Genomic DNA, 16,445 nt, shown 5'->3' with positions numbered 1-16,445 from the left:
AGATCACAATCTGGTTGCGAGATTGGACTTCAAATCTGCGTGTGACGTAAAGTGCATATGTGGGCACATTGGACATATCTGCCAGCAAGGAATGGTTTAGTGTCTCGTATGTTCAAGCGCTTGCCTATGCTGCCGGATATGCCGTCACGGTGAGTAGCGTCGACCACTTCGGGGTGGACCTCGAGATCAAGGATCGCGCTTTCCGGGTGGATGTCCAGATGAAATGTACCGCTGCCGCGTCGAAACTTGAGCGTGACCACCTTATGTACGATCTGGACGTCAGAACGTACAACCTTCTGACGGATCCCGGACGGAATGTGCCGGCCTACCTTTTCGTGGTAGAGGTGCCGCCTAATCGGGAAGAGTGGATGCACTGTACATCCGAGGGTGTTCACCTGCGGAAGTGCGGATATTATGCAAATATGTCCAGGCTGTCTCCGACGCCGAATGGATCGAGCAAGTCGGTTCGGCTGGAGAGGGTCAATCGATTGACGGTCGATTCGCTCGACCGCCTCATGAAGGAATCTCGGGGAATGGGGTGAGTGGTCTTGATGACTGCAGCGACTATTTCTCCGGCAGGACTCAAGGCTTATCTGCGCGCCAACTCATGGGAGTTGCAGTCGCAACCGTTGCCCAGGGCTGAGATCTGGGAGCGTGACTCCCACGAGGTCCTGGTCCCGCTGAACAGCGACGCCTCCGACTACCCCCGACGCATAAAGAACTTCATCGAGGACGTCGCCAGCGAGAGCGGGCAGGACATCGACGACATCGCCCGGGAGTTGCAGTACATCGAGGACGACGTACTGAACCTGCGGTTCAAGGACGATCGTCCGTACATGCCGCTGTCCCAGGCGAGCAAACTCCTCACCGGCGCGAAGGAGTTCGCGGTCGCGAACGCGTGCTCGGTGCTGAAGCGGAAGTCCTACCACGGAAGATCGCGGCCGCGTATGGCGACGAGGCATGCGGACATCGTCGGCATGGGACACACCGTCACGGGCAGTTTCATCATCCCCATCGTGAGCCCCATCGGGATCATGCAGAAGGTCGTCCTGGACGATTCGCAGGAACCGCTGATCGATGCCGACCTCGAGCGGAACAACTTTCCGCGCCGGGTGACGGGGATGATGGCCGACGTCCTCAGGCAGTTACAGGTGCTGGCCGTCGAGCGCGGCAGGTTGCCCGCCGCCGATGAGCTTCGAAAGGCCGCCTACCAAGGGCTCTGCGCCGACGCCTGCTTCGCGCTGGCGAGCATGGTCGCCACACCGGAGACCGGCGACCTCGACATATCGGTGCGGTGGGCGCTGACTTCCGCCCCGCCGCGTATGGGTGGCGAATCCCTCGAATTCCCGAAGGAGTCGGCGGACGCCATACGGAAGATCGGTAACATTCTGCGCGACGAGGTGAAGATCTCCGACACCGTCATATACGGATACGTGAGCTCGCTTGAGCGTGACCCCGATGACGAAGACGGCGTTGTGAAGGTGAAGGCCCTCATCAATGGTCGGGTACGCCCGGTGAGGATGGTTCTCGGGCCTGAGGCCTATCACATCGCGGTGGAGGCGAACGACTCGAAGTTCCGCGTCGTGGTGACGGGCGCCATGTACGAGAGCAGCGCGGGAAGAATCGTCATGCCTCGTGTGGATCTCTTTCGCATAGACGACTTCCTTCCCCTTGAGGCCAACTGAACAAGGCCGCAGACCGGCTCCGCCGTGGCAGGGCCGGTCCCGTACGGCTTTCGATTCGCGTCCTACCAGCGGTCGCCGATCTGGGGTGCGATCAGGGCGTCGTAGATCTCGTTGACCGCGGCCAGCGTCTCGCCCGTCAGCGGGGTCAGGTCGGCGGCCGCGCTGTTCGAACGGGCCTGGCCCGGGTTGCTGGCGCCCGGGATGATAGCGCTCACACCCGGCTGGTCGATGATCCAGCGCAGCGCGAACTGGGCCATCGTCGCGCCCTCGGGGACGAGCGGGGCCAGGCGGCGGACCGCTTCCAGGCCCGTCTCGAAGTCGACGCCCGAGAAGGTCTCGCCGACGTCGAAGGCCGCGCCGTGGCGGTTGTAGTTGCGGTGGTCGTTCTCCGGGAAGGTCGTACGGGTGTCGTACCGGCCCGAGAGCAGACCGCTCGCGAGCGGGACCCGGGCGATGATGCCGACCCCGGCCTTCTGGGCGGCGGGGAGGACTTCGGCGAGCGGGCCGAGGCGGAGCATGTTCAGGATGATCTGCACGCTGGCCACGCCCGGACGGGCGATCGCCTTGAGCGCCTCCTCGCGGGTCTCCACGCTGACCGCGTAGTTCTTCATGCGGCCCTCGGCGACCATGGTGTCGAGGGCGTCGAAGACCTCGTCGTCGGAGTAGACCGGCGTGGGCGGGCAGTGGAGCTGGACCAGGTCGAGGGTGTCGACGCCCAGGTTCTGCCGCGACCGGTCGTTCCAGGCGCGGAAGTTGTCGAGGTTGTAGTTCTCCGGGGTCTGCTCGACCCGGCGGCCCATCTTGGTCGCCACCAGGATGTCGGGGTGGTCCTTGATGAAGCGGCCGATGAACTGCTCGCTGCGGCCGTCGCCGTAGACGTCGGCGGTGTCGAAGAAGTCGACGCCCGTCTCGACGGCGGTCTCCAGGACGGAGAAGGCGGTCTCCTCGCTGACGTCGCCCCAGTCGGCGCCGAGCTGCCAGGTGCCGAGGCCGACCACGGACACGTCGCGGCCGGTCCGGCCAAGTCTGCGGTGCTCCACGTCATTCCTTCCATAGTGGAATCTGCCGGGTCCGAGACTAGTCACCCCAGATCAGGGCTTCCGACTCCAGGACGTCCGCGACGACGTGGTCGGCCTCGGAGCCGTTCAGCTCCCGCGTGATCCAGATCGTGCGCAGCCCGGCCGCGCGGCCGCCTTCGATGTCGGCGGCGTGGTTGTCGCCCACCATCCAGCCGCCCCCGGCCAGCGCCGCCCCGCACCGCTTGGCGGCGATCTCGAAGAGGGCCACGTCGGGTTTCCTGATGCCCTCGACCCCGGCCACGGCGAACCCGTCGACCGCGTCGGCCAGCCCGGTCGCCCGGAGTTTGCCGAGCTGGTTGTCGGCCATGCCGTTGGCCACGATGCCGACCTTCCACCCGGCGGCCCGCAGCCGGGCCAGCATGGCGAGCACCTCCGGGCGGCATTCGACCAGGAACGGCATGCGGGCGCGGTAGGCGGCCCACAGTTCGTCTGCGGACGGGACGAGGTCGAAGTGATACTTGATCCACCGGAACATCAGGTCCCGGTGGGGGATGTCCAGATCGAGGAGCCACCGCACCCCGTCGTCGCCGAGGCCGTGGGCGTCGGCGAATTCGGCGGCCCAGGCGCCGAACGCCCCGTCGAGATCGATCAGCGTGTTGTCCATGTCGAACAGGACCAGCCGTTGCACACGGCCGACTCTATAGAGGTGCCGGGATGAAACGTGTGCTGGCGGCCCTGGCCCTGCTGGCGACCTCGCAGTGCGCGGCCGATCTCGAGGCGGTCTACCTGGTCGCGAACCACGACCGGTCGGTGACCGTCCACAACATGATCGGGCTCGCGGTCGGCGACGACCTGAGACTGCCGGAGGTCGAGCACGTCCAGCGCATCACCGCCGCCGACGACGGTTTCCACGTGCTCGGCATGACCGGCGACTTCCGGCCGCGCTACTTCCGGCTGCGTGCGCCCGCCTACACGCCCGAACCCGTCGAGGCTCTCAAGGGCGTCGGCACCGCCAAGCTCGCCTGGGCGATGACCCGTGACGGGTCCAAGGTCGCCTTCGAGACGGTCAAGGGGCCGTCGATCGTGGTCCGCGAGGTCGCGACGGGCCGCCAGACCGTCACGAAGATGATCGGCGTGAACCGGCTGGCCTGGTCGCCCGACGGGAGACGGCTGCTCGTCACCGTCTCGCTGCCCTGCACGCCGCCGCCTCCGTCGGAATCGGGACCCGCCTTCTGCCTGCCGGCACAGCAGATCCGGTTCCTGGACGCCGACCGTCCGCTCAGGACCTTCGAGGAGCTCACCGCCGATCCTGTGGTCACCGATGACGGGATCCTCGTCGGCGTGCCCGGGGAGATCCTCCGCCTCGACGGCGACGGCGGGATCGTCGGCCGCTTCACGGGGACCGGCCGGCTCTCCGTCCGCGACGACCAGCTCATGATCCAAGGTGGTGGACGGCTCTCCGTCGGTCCGCTGACCGGCGGAAACCGGCGCGACTTGCCGTGGGAGGACAGGATCATGGCAACGGCGGCCTGGTGACGTCATGATCGCGTTCGCCGGACCACGGGGGCCCGGCGGGAACGTGAGGAATGACCGATGAGCTGGGTTCTGGCCGCTTTGCTGCTGGCCGAGGCGCCGGGGGTGCCGACCGTCGCGGAGGCGCTCAACCACCTGGAGACGCTGGAGGTCGCCGCGGAGCGGAACGCGTCCACCTATGACCGGGTGCTGTTCCCCCACTGGTCGACCGTGTCGGGGACCTGCAACACCCGCGAGACCGTGCTCCGGCGCGACGGCTTCGAGGTCGTCACCGACGCCGCCTGCCGTTCGGTCTCCGGCATGTGGCACAGCCCTTACGACGGCGGCATCTGGACCAAGGACTCCGACGTGGACATCGACCACATGGTCCCGCTCAAGGAGGCGTGGCGGTCGGGGGCCTGGGCGTGGACGACCGAGCAGCGCCGCCGGTTCGCCAACGATCTCGACGGGCCGCAGTTGTGGGCGGTGACCGACAACGTCAACCAGTCGAAGGGCGACAAGGACCCGGCCGCCTGGAGGCCGCCGCTGCGGGCCTTCGAGTGCGTGTACGCGAAGTCGTGGATCGCCGTCAAGCACACGTACACGCTGACTCTGCAGGCCGAGGAGAAGGAGGCGCTCCTGGACATGCTGCTCACCTGCTGAGGCAACGTCTCGGGAAAATGCCTTCAAACCACCACGAATCGGTTGTTAGTTTCGGCGGAAGGGGGTGGTTTGCGATGACCAGTGCCCGGGAGCTCAAAGACCACTGCATCGAGGCGTACAACCGGCACGACGTCGGCGGGATGATGAAGCACTTCGCGGACGCAGGAGTTCTGGTCACACCGGCGGGGATCCAGGAGGGGCGGGACCAGGTCGCCTGGTACTACTCCCACTGGTTCTCGGCCTTCTCCGACCTGAAGGTGACCGCGTGGACGCTGCCGACGTCGTGCGACCCGGCCGTCACCGAGTTCACCATCACCGGCACCCATGACGGGCCGTTCCTGCTCGCCGACGGAGTGGAACTGCCCGGCACGGGGCGGCGGATCGCGTTGCGCGGGGTGTCGGTCTGCACGATCGAGGACGAACTGATCGTCACCGACCGTGACTACTACGACCAGCTGGAGCTCTACAGCCAGCTCGGCGTCCCGGTGGCGGTGGGGGTCGCCTAGGCCGCCGGGGCGGGTTTGCGCGCCTCGACGACCAGCGGGAACGGCCGGGGATAGGGGGCGCCCACGCCGAACTGACCCGCCAGGGTGTCGGCGAACGCCGCCGCGATGCGGAGCTCGCCCTGGCCGTTGGGGTGGGTGCCGTCCCAGGTGTGGGCCGAGGCGACGAACTCGGCGTGGGTCGCGGCGATGACGATCGGGGAGCGCGCGGTCGTCATGTCGCACGCCGTGAGGATCAGCCGGCGGTTGAACTCGGACACGCGGGCGTTGAACTCGGGGTCGACGGAGGCCCGGTGGGTGTCGAGCACGGTGCCCAGAATGATCTTCACGTCGTGGTTGCCGGTTCTGGCGTTGGAGATGAAGGCGCGCAGGTTGGCCTCGTTCTGGTCGGCGGAGTGGCCGTACCAGAACAGATCGTTGATCCCCAGCAGGACCAGCAGGAATTGCGGCCGGTGGGCGGCCACCTTCCGGGCGATGTCGGCCATCTCCAGGCAGTAGGGGCGGCCCCACTGCGCGTTGTGGTCGGGGTCGAAGTCGGGGTCGGCGTAGGTGTCGTCGCCGTCGCCGTGCTCGGGGGTGGCGATGGCGTCGAGGTCGTTGCGGGGGCCGACGAAGTCGGGGGTGACGTCGTGCTGCCTGAGGTGCTTGAACAGCCGGTAGCGCCAGGTCCAGTCGCCGCTGCTGCCGTGGCTGATGGAGTCGCCGACGATCATCAAGGTGACAACGCTCATAATCACTGAATGTAGCCTTATGAACACGGTTCGTCATTCAGGAGTTGTCATGCTGCCGCTGCACATGCGCCGCGAGGAGTTCGACCCGCACCCCGGCCTCACCGGGCTGCTCCACCAGGAGGGGCTGGTCAGGGTGCCGACCCTCTACGGCGGACCGGAGGCGTGGCTCGTCACCCGCTACGACGAGGTCCGCGACGTGCTGCGCGACCCCGAGACGTTCAGCAACGCGGCCGCCCTGAACCTGCGCTTCCCCGACCTGCCGCAACCGACGCCGGAGGAGGAGGCGCAGATGCGCGCGGGCGCGATGCTCATGATGGACCCGCCCGAGCACACCCGGCTGCGGCGCATGCTGACGCCCGAGTTCACGATGCGGCGCATCCGCCGCCTGGAGCCCCGGGTGACGGAGATCGTGCACGACCACCTCGACGCGATGGAGGCCAAGGGGCCGCCCGCCGACCTGGTCACCGACTTCGCCATGCCGGTTCCGTCGCTGGTCATCTGCGAGCTGCTCGGGGTGCCCTACCAGGATCGCGCGGCGTTCCAGGAACGTACCGCGACCATGATGGACCTCAACTGCCCGCCCGAGAAACGACTGAGCGCGCAGCGGGAGGCCCGCGACTACATGGCCGACCTGGTCGCCCGGCACACCGCCACCCCCGGCGACGACCTGCTCGGCATGCTCATCCGGGAGCACGACCTGGAGATCGACGAACTGATCGGGATCGGCGGGCTGCTGCTGATCGCGGGGCACGAGACCACCGCGAACATGCTCGGCCTGGGCACCCTCGCCCTGCTGCGCAACCCCGGCCAGCTGGCCGCGTTGTCAGACGACGTCGACGGCGTGGTCGAGGAGCTGCTGCGGTACCTCACCATCCTGCACGCCGGGGTGGCCAAGGTCGCCACCCGCGACGTCGAGCTCTCCGGCACGAAGATCCGCGAAGGCGACGTCGTGATCGTCTCCCTCCCGGCCGCCAACCGCGACCCCGCGTTCGCCGAAGACCCCGACCGGCTCGACGCCGGCCGGGAGAACCGCGCGCACGTCGCCTTCGGCTACGGCGCGCACCACTGCCTCGGCGCGCCGCTCGCGCGAATGGAGCTGCGCATCGCCTTCCCCGCGCTGTTCGCCCGTTTTCCGGGCCTGCGCGAGACCGAACCGGCCGCGCGGTTCCGCTCCCATCACTTCGTGTACGGGCTCTCGACGCTTCCCGTCGCCTGGTAGGCGGCGCCGAGAGCCCGAAACTTTCAGCCCACCCGGCAGGACACCGTGGGCCAGGTGCTGTTGCCGTTGCGCATGATCGTCACGCCCCAGTTGTTGCCGCTGCCGTTCGGACGCGCGGTCAGCGTCTGGGCGTTGGGGTAGCTCGCCGAGATGTTCCACGTCGAACTGATCTTCGCAGGCGACGGTACGTTCATCGTCACCGTCCAATTGCTCGAGCCGGTGACCGAGACGTTCAGGTTGTAGCGGTCACTCCACGACTGACCTGCGGAAAGGCTGGCCGTGCAGGAGCCGCCGCCACCCGTGGGCGTGGGCGTCGGCGTGGGGTTCGGGCTCGGGTTGCCGCCGGTCGGGGCCACCGCGCGGCCGGTGCTGGGGGAGATCATCCCGGCGCACAGGTTGCGGCTCGCCAGGTTCTGGGCGATCTGCGGGATGGCGTTCACGGTGGTGGCGTACTGGTCGTGCATGAGGATGACCTGGCCGTTCTGCAGGCGGCCGGCCGCCTGGACGATGGCCGAGGTGCTGGCGCCGTTCCAGTCTTGGGAATCGACGTCCCAGATCACCTCGGTCAGGCCGAGGCTCTGCGCGATCGAACGGACCGTTCCGTTGGTCTCGCCGTAAGGCGGGCGGAACAGGCGCGGGGCGGTGCCGGTGGCCGACTGGATGGCGGACTGGGTGCGGGACAGTTCCGACTGGATCGCCGAGCTGCTCATCTGGGTCAGGTGCGGATGAGTGTAGCTGTGGTTGCCGACCCACATCCCGGCGCTGACCTGGGCCCGGACCAGCGAGGGGTTGGCGGCGGCGTTCTGGCCGGTGTTGAACATCGTGGCCCGCAGGCCGGCGTTGCGCAGCGCGTTCAGGAGGGTGTTGGTGTTCCCTCCCGGGCCGTCGTCGTAGGTCAGGCCGACGTAGCCGGCGCTGCAGTCGGCGGCCTTCGCCGGGACGGAGACGAGAGCTCCGGCCAGGGCGACTGCCGCGGTGAGCAGGATGGTTCTCAGACGCATCGGGAAACCTCCGGGTGGCGAGCGGTTACCGACGCATTCTGAGAACGTGTTCCGAAAATTGTCAACAAGTAACAGAAAGTTTCGGGGGTTGACGGGGGCGGGGTGTCCGGCGCACGATCATCGTGCCTTCTGGTCAGGAGGAGGCTTCCCGTTCACCGCTCCCTAGCCAGGTGTTTTGTGATGCCGAAAATCCTCCTGCGGGCCGCGTCAGTGCTGCTGCTGGCCCCGCTCCTCACCCCGACCGCCGCCCATGCCGACCCACCCGCACCCGTTCCGGTGACCATCAACGCCCGGGCCGGGCTCGCCGTCGTACCGGAAACCGGAATCGGCGCCAACCACGCCATCTGGGACACCACCCTCGGTTCGAACGCGACAGCCGACCTGCTCAAGGACGCCGGGGTGCAGCTCGTGCGCTATCCCGGCGGGTCCTACTCGGACATCTACCACTGGGAGACCCACACCGCCCCCGGCGGCTACGTCGCGCCCGACACCGACTTCGACACGTTCATGGCGGGCGCCCGGCGTACCGGCGCGGTCCCGATGATCACCGCCAACTACGGCACCGGCACCGCCGAGGAGGCCGCCGGCTGGGTCGAGTACGCCAACGTCACCAAGGGCTACGGCGTCAAGTACTGGGAGATCGGCAACGAGAACTACGGCAACGGCCGCTACGGCACCCCCTGGGAGGCCGACAACCGCGAGGACAAGAGCCCGGCCGAGTACGCCCGCCAAGTGGTCGCCTACGCCGACGCGATGAAGGCCGTCGACCCGACCATCAAGATCGGCGCGGTGCTGACCACGCCGGGCGAGTGGCCCGACGCCATCACGGCCTCCGGCGACGCCGGGCCGTGGAACCAGGTCGTGCTCACCAACGCCGCCGCGAAGATCGACTTCGTCATCCTGCACTGGTACCCGGGCGCGACCGACCGCACCGACCGCATCGCCGACATGCTCCAGCTCGCCAAGGAGCAGGTCGCCAAGTACACCGGCCGCTCCGACATCGGCATCGCCATGACCGAGTTCAACACCGGCAGCAGCGCCAACGGCGCGACCACCCAGCCCGGCGCGGTCGCCGCCGCCGACTCCTACGCCCAACTGCTCGCGGGCGGGGTGTTCTCGGTCGACTGGTGGAACGTCCACAACGGCATCGGCGCTATCAGCCAGGTCGCCGGCCACACCGACTACGGCGACTTCGGCCTGCTGTCGAGCGGCGGCTGCACCAGCGACGGCACCGTCTGCGAACCGGCGTTCAACACCCCCTTCGCGCCCTACTTCGCGCTCCAGATGATGAGCAGGTTCGTGCGCCCCGGCGACCAGTTCGTCAAGGCCACCACCGGCGACCCGTCGGTGGTCGCGCACGCCGCCCGCCGCCCCAACGGCGACCTCGCGGTCATGCTGCTGAACACCTCCCACGACACCGCCCACACGGTCAGCCTCGGCTACCAGGGCTTCACCCCGTCGGCCGCCGCCCCCACCGGCTGGTTGCACACCAACGGCGCGACCGCCCTGTCGACCACCCCGTCGACGACCCTCGCGCCGCTGTCGATGACGACGTTCGTGGTCAAGACCGCGTCGAACCCCGCGGGCCTCCCCGGCCGCCCCGGCCAGCCCGTCGTCTCGGCCGTCACCGGCACCACCGCCACCGTCACCTGGTCCACCGCCACCGCGGGCTCCCGCCCGATCGTCAAGTACGAACTCCACAACCAGACCGGCGGCCAGTTCGGCGAGACCCCCGGCACCACCCTCACCCTCAACAACCTGATCCCGAACACCCGCTACGTCGTCAACGTGATCACCCGCGACGCCGGCGGCGGCGTCTCCCGCCCGTCGCTCCCGCTGACCTTCACCACCGGCAACCCCGCGCCGGGCGGCTGCAAGGTGACCGTCACCGACGCGGCGAACTGGGGCAACGGCTACGTCGGCTCCCTCGACATCACCAACCTCGGCGCCCCGATCGACGGCTGGACGCTGACGTTCACCTGGGCCCGGCCCTGGCAGAACCTCGGCAGCGGCTGGAACGGGACGTGGACCCAGACCGGCCAGACGGTGACGGTCACCAACGCCGACTTCAACAAGACCGTGGCGACCGACGCGACCATCAACATCGGGTACGTCGGCAACTACTCCGGCCCCAACCTCTATCCGACCGGCTTCAAACTCAACGGCCGCACCTGCGGCTGACGCCCCACGACCCGGGCCGCCTCGAGACCGAGACGGCCCGGGTCGCGCAGGCTCTGCGGAAGCGCTGGCGACCGCCTGACGCCCTAAGTATGATTTTTGTATGAGCGAGACGAAGAAGCGGATCACCGTCACGGTGGATCACGCGCTGAACGACTTCGCCGAGCGCATGGTCGAGACCGGACGTGCCGCTTCCGTCAGCGCGGTCGTCTCGACGGCGCTGGCTTCCCTGCACGCCCGCGATCTGCGGGCGGCTAAGGCGTGGCAGGACAAACTCGACGAGGCGGCCGCCGACCCTGCCGCGAGTGAGAAGGTCGACCGGATGATGGCCTCGGTGAACCGGCAACTCCGTGAGCAGGGGCTCCCCGCCGCCGGTGCCGCGTGACCCACGTCCCCACTCCGTGGGTGCTGGACGTCAGCGTCCTGGACGAGGTCGCCCGGGGCGAAGCCCAGCTGATCACGTTTCTCCAGCGTTGTGACGGTATCGGGCAGCCACTCGTCGTCCCCTCGCTGGCGCTGGCAGGGGTCGCGAACTCGTTGCATCACAGCGCCGAGGCCGAAGACCTCTTGACCGGCGTGACCAATCTGGAGGTGGTCACGGTCGCGCCGCTCAAGGGCGTCGAACAGGGGTTCCGCCTCGCCCGCGTCACCGCTGCCACCGGCCTCGACCCATGGGACGGACATGTCGCGGCCATCGCCGACGCCAGCGTCTGCCCGATCCTGACCGTCAATGCCAAGAAGTGGCAGGACTCGTCGGGGGCGCTGGAGCATCCACTTCACATCATCGAGATCACGGAAGACCCCGAGTAGCGCTCAGATCAGTCTCGCCAGATGGGCGAGCATTCGCTCCACATCCGGCTCCACTCCCGTGAACAGCCGGAACGACCCGGCCGCCTGGAAGACGACCATCCCGCTCCCGTCGAGAGTCCGGCACCCGAGCCGCCGCGCATGTTCCAGCAACGCGGTCTCCAGCGGCCGGTAGACCACATCGGCCACCCACAGGTCCGCACGCAGCAACCCGGGATCGAGCGGGAGACCGGGATGGGCGGCCATGCCGACCGGGGTCACGTTGACCAGCCCATCGGCGTCGGCCATGAGCGCGGGCAAGTCGGTGGGAGAAGCCGCGCGCAGCCGGCCAGGTCCGGCGGCGAAACCCGAAAGGCCGGCCCGCGCCGTCACCCCTGCTTGGCCCAGGTGGGCGGCACGGCGTTCTCGCCCCGCATCAAAGCTGGTCTGGTCGATCGGCGTGTGCAGGCGGGTGTCCTCCACGGTCTCGTGTTCGGCGAGGTGGGGTTCGTCGGCCGATGTGTTCATCCGGGCGGTCGCATCCGTCGCCTGGGCGGAGTCGACGTCTCCCGGCGTCACGCCTTCGGTCGCGGCTTCCAAGCGGGTGGGGTCGAGGTTGCCCGCCGTCACGTTGTCGGTCGGGGTGTTCAGGCGGGTGGTCAGTTCCGTTGCTCGGGTCGTGTCGACGTCCACTACCGTCACGCGCTCGGCTCCCAGGGTCAGCAACGCGTGGGCGACGGCCGCGCCCGCGCCTCCCGCGCCGAGTTGAACCACGTGCCGCATCGCCGCGCCCGGTAGCCCACGCCGGAAGGACTCGGCGAAGCCTGTCCAGTCGGTGTTGTGGCCGATCGCCCGGCCGTCGCGGAAGAGCACGGTGTTGACCGCGCCCAGGTGTGCCGCGTCTGGTGAAAGGGCGTCGAGGTGGGCGATCACGGTCTGTTTGACCGGGTGGGTGACGTTGAGGCCGTCGTACCGGGCGAGTCTCGTGGCGCGGATCAGGTCGCCGATGGGGGCGGTGAGTTCGAGACGGCGGTAGAGGTAGCGGAGGCCGTGGTGGTCGGCTTCGTGTTCGTGGAGGGCGGGGCTGAGGGAGGGGCCGATGCCCGCGCCGATCAGGCCGATGAGGTAGGACGTCATGGCGGTCCTCCTATGTACGAACTAGTGAGTTAACTTATAACCCACTTCGTCACCTCCCGGCACCCTTGAGATAGGCCACGACCATCTCGCCGACCATGGTCCGCAGGCGCTCGCGGTGTTCCGGGGCGGTCATGTCGCGGCCGAAGAGGGCGCCGAAGGTGTGCTGGTTGGCGACCCGGAAGAAGCAGAACGAACTGATCATCATGTGGACGTCGATCGCGTCGGCCTCGGTCGTGAAGTCGCCCGTGGCGTGGCCCGCCTCGAGGATGCGCGAGATCAGGTCGAGCACCGGCGCGCCCAGGTTGGCCAGCACCTCGGACTTGCGGATGTGCTCGGCCCGGTGGACGTTCTCGATCGCCACCAGCGCGATGAAGTCGCGGTGGGCGTCGTGGTGGTCGAAGGTGAGCTGGGCGAGGGTGCGGATCGCCTCGACGGGGTCGAGGTGGTCGACGTCGACCGTCTTCTCGACCGCTCTGACCTCGGCATACGCCTTCTCCAGCGCGGCGATGTAGAGCTGTTCCTTGCCGCCGAAGTAGTAGTAGATCATGCGCTTCGTGGTGCTGGTCAGGTCGGCGATCTCGTCGACCCGGGCGCCGGCGTAGCCGCTGCGGGCGAACTCGGCCATCGCCACGTCGAGGATCTCGGCGCGCGTGCGGTCGGCGTCGCGCTGGCGGTCCCCGGGGGTGGACATTCGGCTCCATGAGGTGGACGGGATCTACTCGCGCCTCATTTTATGGCCGTGCTGCGCCGCCAGCCTGACAGGCGTGTTCGCGGCGCCATAACCGGAATATCCGCCGATGCGCTGCACGACTTCGAAGAAGACCCGGCCGATCGTGGCGGTGTAGAGGTGCAGGAACTCGCCGTCGCCCGCGCGGTCGTACAGGACGTCGGTGCCGCGCAGGTCGGGCGCGCCGGGGAAGCGGGCGTCGAGGTCGTCGTAGTAGTTGGCCGGAATGCGCAACGGCGGCTCCCCAGCTGCGGTGAGCCGCCGCGCCATACCGACGACGTCGTCACAGGCGACGGCGACGTGCTGCCACGGGACGTTCGAGGTGGTGTCGGCCATGTTGAGGGCCAGCATCACCTTGCCGTTGGTGCTGGTCATGGCCCGGCTGCGGACCAGCCCGTAGGGGTCGGGCAGTTCCAGGCTCTCGTGTGGACGCAGCCCCAGCACGCACCGGCACCAGAGCGACGCCTCGGCGAAGGGCGCGGTCAACGCCACGTGGTCGATGACCGACTCTCCCGGCGTGGGCGCACAGAAGACGACACGCGTACCGTCGGGCGCGTGGGCCGGAGCCGACAGGGCCGCCACGTGGGCGTCGGCCGCCGCCGGATCGGGCGTGCCGATACCGATCGCCCGTAACTCCGCCGCCTCACCGCCCTCCACGAGCCGAACCCGATCGAAGCCGAGCACCTCGACCAACCGGCGCAACCGATCGCCATCGGGGCCGGCGGCAAGCTCGACATAGGCGAAATCCGTAAGGTCAGGCGGAGCACCACCACCAAGATCGCCACCCCGGCCACGGCTGCGAATGCCACCGCCACCCAGGTCGCCGGCACCCGGCTCGCCAGCACGCAGGTCGCCGTCACGCAGCTTGCCGCGATCCCGGTTTCCGCCACCCCGGTTTCCGCCACCAACATCGCTGCCACTCAGATCGCCGTCACCTAGCCTGCGGCCACCCAGATTGCGGCCGCGAAGATCGGCATCGGCCGGGTCACCGTCGGCCGGGTCACCGCCCAAAATGCCGCCGCCCAACATGCCGCCGTCCGCCAGGACGCCGTGTTCCAAAAACCGCAGGGACAACATCGCGTCGGTGGCCGTTCGCGTCGGGTCCGAGCGGCGGAAGACGTCGTTGAAGACCTCCAACGACAGCGGTCCCCGGTAGCCAGCCGCCATGACGTGGTGGGTGAAGCCCGTTAGGTCGAAGTCGCCCTGACCGGGGAAGCAGCGGTAGTGGCGGGACCACTGGAGGGTGTCCATGGTCAGTCTGGGCGCGTCCGCCAGCTGGATGAAGAAGATCTTGTTGCCGGGGATGGCTTCGATGCCGACCGGGTCGGTGCCCTTCGACAGGATGTGGAAGCTGTCGAGGCACACCCCGAGCGCCGGGTGGCCCGCCATCCGGACGATGCGCCACGACCGCAGGTAGTCGTCCACGTGCCGGCCCCAGGCCAGTGCCTCGTAGGCGATCCTCACGCCGTGTGCGGCGGCCCGGTCGGCCAGCGTGTGCAGTTGTTCGGCCGCCAGGGCGTCGTCGTCGATGGCCTGGGGTGACACGTTCGAGCAGACCAGCAGGAGGTCGGCGCCGAGCCGGGTCATCAGCCGGAACTTGTGGTCGGCCCGCCGCAGGGCGTCGGCGAAGCGCTCAGGCGGCAGCGCCTCCACGTCGCGGAACGGCTGGTAGAGCTCGACGCGTAAGCCCAGGTCGGCGGCCATGAGGCGGATGTCCGAGGGGGAGAGGGGGCAGGCCACCAGGTCGTGCTCGAACAGCTCGAAGCCGTCGAACCCGGCCGCCGCGACGGCGCGTAGTTTCTCCGGCAGCGTCCCGCTCACGGAGACGGTCGCGATCGACTTCCGCACAGGGCCTCACCACTAATGTACGAACTAGTGAGTTATTTGACTCCATCATCTTGACACGCTGAAGGCGTGAACGCAGCATTGCGGCCACACGTTATGAACTATCCAGTTAGGACAAGCTTCATGACCCAGGCCACCCCCCGCCGCGCCGCCCTCGCCGCCTGGATCGGCAGCGCCCTGGAGTACTACGACTTCTTCATCTACGGCAGCGCCGCAGCGCTGATCTTCTCCAAGGTCTTCTTCGACGACTCCGACCCCGCGACCGCGACCCTCCAGTCGCTCGCCTCGTTCGGCGTCGCCTACGCCGCCCGCCCCGTGGGCGCGCTGATCCTCGGCCACATCGGCGACCGGTTCGGCCGCCGCCGCATCATGGTCTTCACGCTGGTCCTGATGGGCGTGGCGACGTTCCTGATCGGCTGCCTGCCGACCAGGGAGCAGATCGGCGGCCTCGCGCCCGTGCTGCTCGTCGTGCTGCGCATCCTGCAGGGCCTGTCGGCGGCGGGCGAGCAGGCCAGCGCCAACTCCATGACGCTGGAACACGCCCCGGAGAACCGGCGCGGCTACTTCACCAGCTTCACGCTGAACGGCACCCAGTTCGGCCAGATCCTGGCCACGCTGGTCTTCATCCCGGTCGCCGCGCTGCCCGAGGAGCAGCTGCTGTCGTGGGGCTGGCGGGTGCCGTTCTGGTTCAGCGTCGTCGTGGCGATCGTCGGCTACTTCATCCGCCGCCACCTCGACGAGACCCCGGCCTTCCAGGCCCAGGTGGCCGACGGCTCGGTGCCGCGCATGCCGCTGGCCGAACTGTTCCGCACCCACTGGGCCGACGTGCTGCGCGTCGTCGGGGCCGCCCTGATCGCGACGGTCAGCACCATCTTCACCGTGTGGGCGCTCAACTACGCCACCAGCGACGCCGTCGGCCTCGACCGCGCGGTCATGTTGTGGGTGGGCGTGCTGGCCAACGTGGTCGCGCTCGGCGCGATCCCGTTGTGGGCCCGGTTGTCCGACCGCATCGGCCGCCGGCCGGTGTTCCTGGTCGGCGCGGTCGGCAGCCCGATCATGATCTTCGCCTACCTGGCCGCGATCAACTCGGGCAACTACCTCCTCATCTTCCTGGCCGGGTGCGTGTGCTTCGGCGTCGTCTACTCGGCGTCCAACGGCATCTGGCCCGCCCTCTACGGCGAGATGTTCACCACCCGCGTCCGCCTGTCGGGCATGGCGATCGGCACCCAGATCGGGTTCGCGGTGGCCGGCTTCGCGGTCGCGTCGGCGGCCGGGATCATGACCGACGACGGCTGGCTCGGCCTCCAGGGATGGGTCGGCGTGGGCATCTTCACCGCCGTCCTCTGCGCGGTCAGCGCGATCTCCGTGCTGACCGCGAGGGAGACGTACCGGGTGCCGACGGCCGACCTCGGCCGCCGGGAGACCGCCGGGGTCTGACG

At 68.4% G+C, this 16,445-nt stretch carries 17 protein-coding genes; 10 read left to right on the top strand and 7 right to left on the bottom strand.

Annotated features, from left to right (window positions below; translation table 11 throughout):
• The first annotated feature begins 59 nt into the window (after positions 1–59).
• On the top strand, positions 60–542 hold the full coding sequence (locus AW274_RS38975; RefSeq protein WP_083973917.1) for a DUF4365 domain-containing protein: 483 nt from the start codon (positions 60–62) through the stop codon (positions 540–542).
• A gap of 9 nt (positions 543–551) precedes the next feature.
• Positions 552–1,685 (top strand): hypothetical protein, encoded by a 1,134-nt coding sequence (locus AW274_RS07070; RefSeq protein WP_157519865.1) that lies wholly within the window; start codon positions 552–554, stop codon positions 1,683–1,685.
• Between the two features lie 62 nt (positions 1,686–1,747).
• Here AW274_RS07070 and AW274_RS07065 read toward each other — a convergent pair whose 3' ends face one another.
• Both AW274_RS07065 and AW274_RS07060 read right to left on the bottom strand, forming a co-directional pair.
• On the bottom strand, positions 1,748–2,725 hold the full coding sequence (locus AW274_RS07065; protein WP_062430286.1) for an aldo/keto reductase: 978 nt from the start codon (positions 2,723–2,725) through the stop codon (positions 1,748–1,750).
• A 37-nt stretch (positions 2,726–2,762) separates the two neighbouring features.
• Positions 2,763–3,392: an HAD family hydrolase gene (locus tag AW274_RS07060; protein ID WP_062430285.1), complete on the bottom strand. Its 630-nt coding sequence runs from the start codon at positions 3,390–3,392 to the stop codon at positions 2,763–2,765.
• A gap of 26 nt (positions 3,393–3,418) precedes the next feature.
• On the opposite strand from AW274_RS07060, the gene AW274_RS07055 reads away from it, so the two are divergent.
• The 3 genes from AW274_RS07055 (at position 3,419) to AW274_RS07045 (ending at position 5,385) form a co-directional block, all read left to right on the top strand.
• Positions 3,419–4,240: a hypothetical protein gene (locus AW274_RS07055; RefSeq protein WP_157519863.1), complete on the top strand. Its 822-nt coding sequence runs from the start codon at positions 3,419–3,421 to the stop codon at positions 4,238–4,240.
• A 57-nt stretch (positions 4,241–4,297) separates the two neighbouring features.
• Positions 4,298–4,879 carry an HNH endonuclease family protein gene (locus AW274_RS07050; RefSeq protein WP_062430283.1) on the top strand — a complete coding sequence of 194 codons (582 nt, stop codon included), beginning with the start codon at positions 4,298–4,300 and terminating at the stop codon, positions 4,877–4,879.
• A gap of 74 nt (positions 4,880–4,953) precedes the next feature.
• Entirely contained in the window at positions 4,954–5,385 is a 432-nt protein-coding gene (locus AW274_RS07045; RefSeq protein ID WP_062430282.1) for an ester cyclase, read from the top strand.
• On the opposite strand, the gene AW274_RS07040 is transcribed toward AW274_RS07045, so the two are convergent.
• Positions 5,382–6,113 carry a GDSL-type esterase/lipase family protein gene (locus AW274_RS07040; RefSeq protein ID WP_062430281.1) on the bottom strand — a complete coding sequence of 244 codons (732 nt, stop codon included), beginning with the start codon at positions 6,111–6,113 and terminating at the stop codon, positions 5,382–5,384. The two genes, AW274_RS07045 and AW274_RS07040, sit on opposite strands and share 4 nt — an antisense overlap.
• Positions 6,114–6,162: 49 nt before the next feature.
• Here AW274_RS07040 and AW274_RS07035 point away from each other — a divergent pair, with 49 nt between their 5' ends.
• Positions 6,163–7,332 carry a cytochrome P450 gene (locus tag AW274_RS07035; RefSeq protein WP_062430280.1) on the top strand — a complete coding sequence of 390 codons (1,170 nt, stop codon included), beginning with the start codon at positions 6,163–6,165 and terminating at the stop codon, positions 7,330–7,332.
• Positions 7,333–7,355: 23 nt separating this feature from the next.
• On the opposite strand, the gene AW274_RS07030 is transcribed toward AW274_RS07035, so the two are convergent.
• Positions 7,356–8,333, bottom strand: coding sequence for a polysaccharide deacetylase family protein (locus tag AW274_RS07030; protein WP_062430279.1), 978 nt, complete (start codon positions 8,331–8,333; stop codon positions 7,356–7,358).
• 180 nt (positions 8,334–8,513) lie between these two features.
• Between AW274_RS07030 and AW274_RS07025 the strand changes: the two genes are divergently transcribed.
• The 3 genes from AW274_RS07025 (at position 8,514) to AW274_RS07015 (ending at position 11,321) form a co-directional block, all read left to right on the top strand.
• Positions 8,514–10,514, top strand: a complete 2,001-nt coding sequence (locus AW274_RS07025) for a cellulose binding domain-containing protein (protein WP_062431745.1) — start codon at positions 8,514–8,516, stop codon at positions 10,512–10,514.
• A gap of 100 nt (positions 10,515–10,614) precedes the next feature.
• Positions 10,615–10,896, top strand: coding sequence for a hypothetical protein (locus AW274_RS07020; protein ID WP_062430278.1), 282 nt, complete (start codon positions 10,615–10,617; stop codon positions 10,894–10,896).
• 20 nt (positions 10,897–10,916) lie between these two features.
• Positions 10,917–11,321, top strand: coding sequence for a PIN domain-containing protein (locus AW274_RS07015; RefSeq protein WP_157519861.1), 405 nt, complete (start codon positions 10,917–10,919; stop codon positions 11,319–11,321).
• 3 nt (positions 11,322–11,324) lie between these two features.
• Here the strand turns inward: AW274_RS07015 and AW274_RS41820 are convergent, their stop codons facing one another.
• From AW274_RS41820 to AW274_RS42580, 3 genes are read right to left on the bottom strand one after another with little or no spacing between them, the layout of a single operon-like run.
• Positions 11,325–12,434, bottom strand: a complete 1,110-nt coding sequence (locus AW274_RS41820; protein WP_083973916.1) for a shikimate dehydrogenase — start codon at positions 12,432–12,434, stop codon at positions 11,325–11,327.
• Positions 12,435–12,483: 49 nt separating this feature from the next.
• Positions 12,484–13,125: a TetR/AcrR family transcriptional regulator gene (locus AW274_RS07005; RefSeq protein ID WP_062430276.1), complete on the bottom strand. Its 642-nt coding sequence runs from the start codon at positions 13,123–13,125 to the stop codon at positions 12,484–12,486.
• A gap of 24 nt (positions 13,126–13,149) precedes the next feature.
• Positions 13,150–15,009, bottom strand: a complete 1,860-nt coding sequence (locus AW274_RS42580; RefSeq protein ID WP_062430275.1) for a sugar phosphate isomerase/epimerase and 4-hydroxyphenylpyruvate domain-containing protein — start codon at positions 15,007–15,009, stop codon at positions 13,150–13,152.
• 120 nt (positions 15,010–15,129) lie between these two features.
• Between AW274_RS42580 and AW274_RS06995 the strand changes: the two genes are divergently transcribed.
• Positions 15,130–16,443, top strand: a complete 1,314-nt coding sequence (locus AW274_RS06995) for an MFS transporter (RefSeq protein WP_157519859.1) — start codon at positions 15,130–15,132, stop codon at positions 16,441–16,443.
• Positions 16,444–16,445 lie beyond the last annotated feature (2 nt).

The sequence above is a fragment of the Herbidospora daliensis genome, from assembly GCF_001570585.1.
Classification (GTDB): Bacteria; Actinomycetota; Actinomycetes; order Streptosporangiales; family Streptosporangiaceae; genus Herbidospora; species Herbidospora daliensis.
This window is presented reverse-complemented; position numbering and strand designations above follow the sequence as displayed.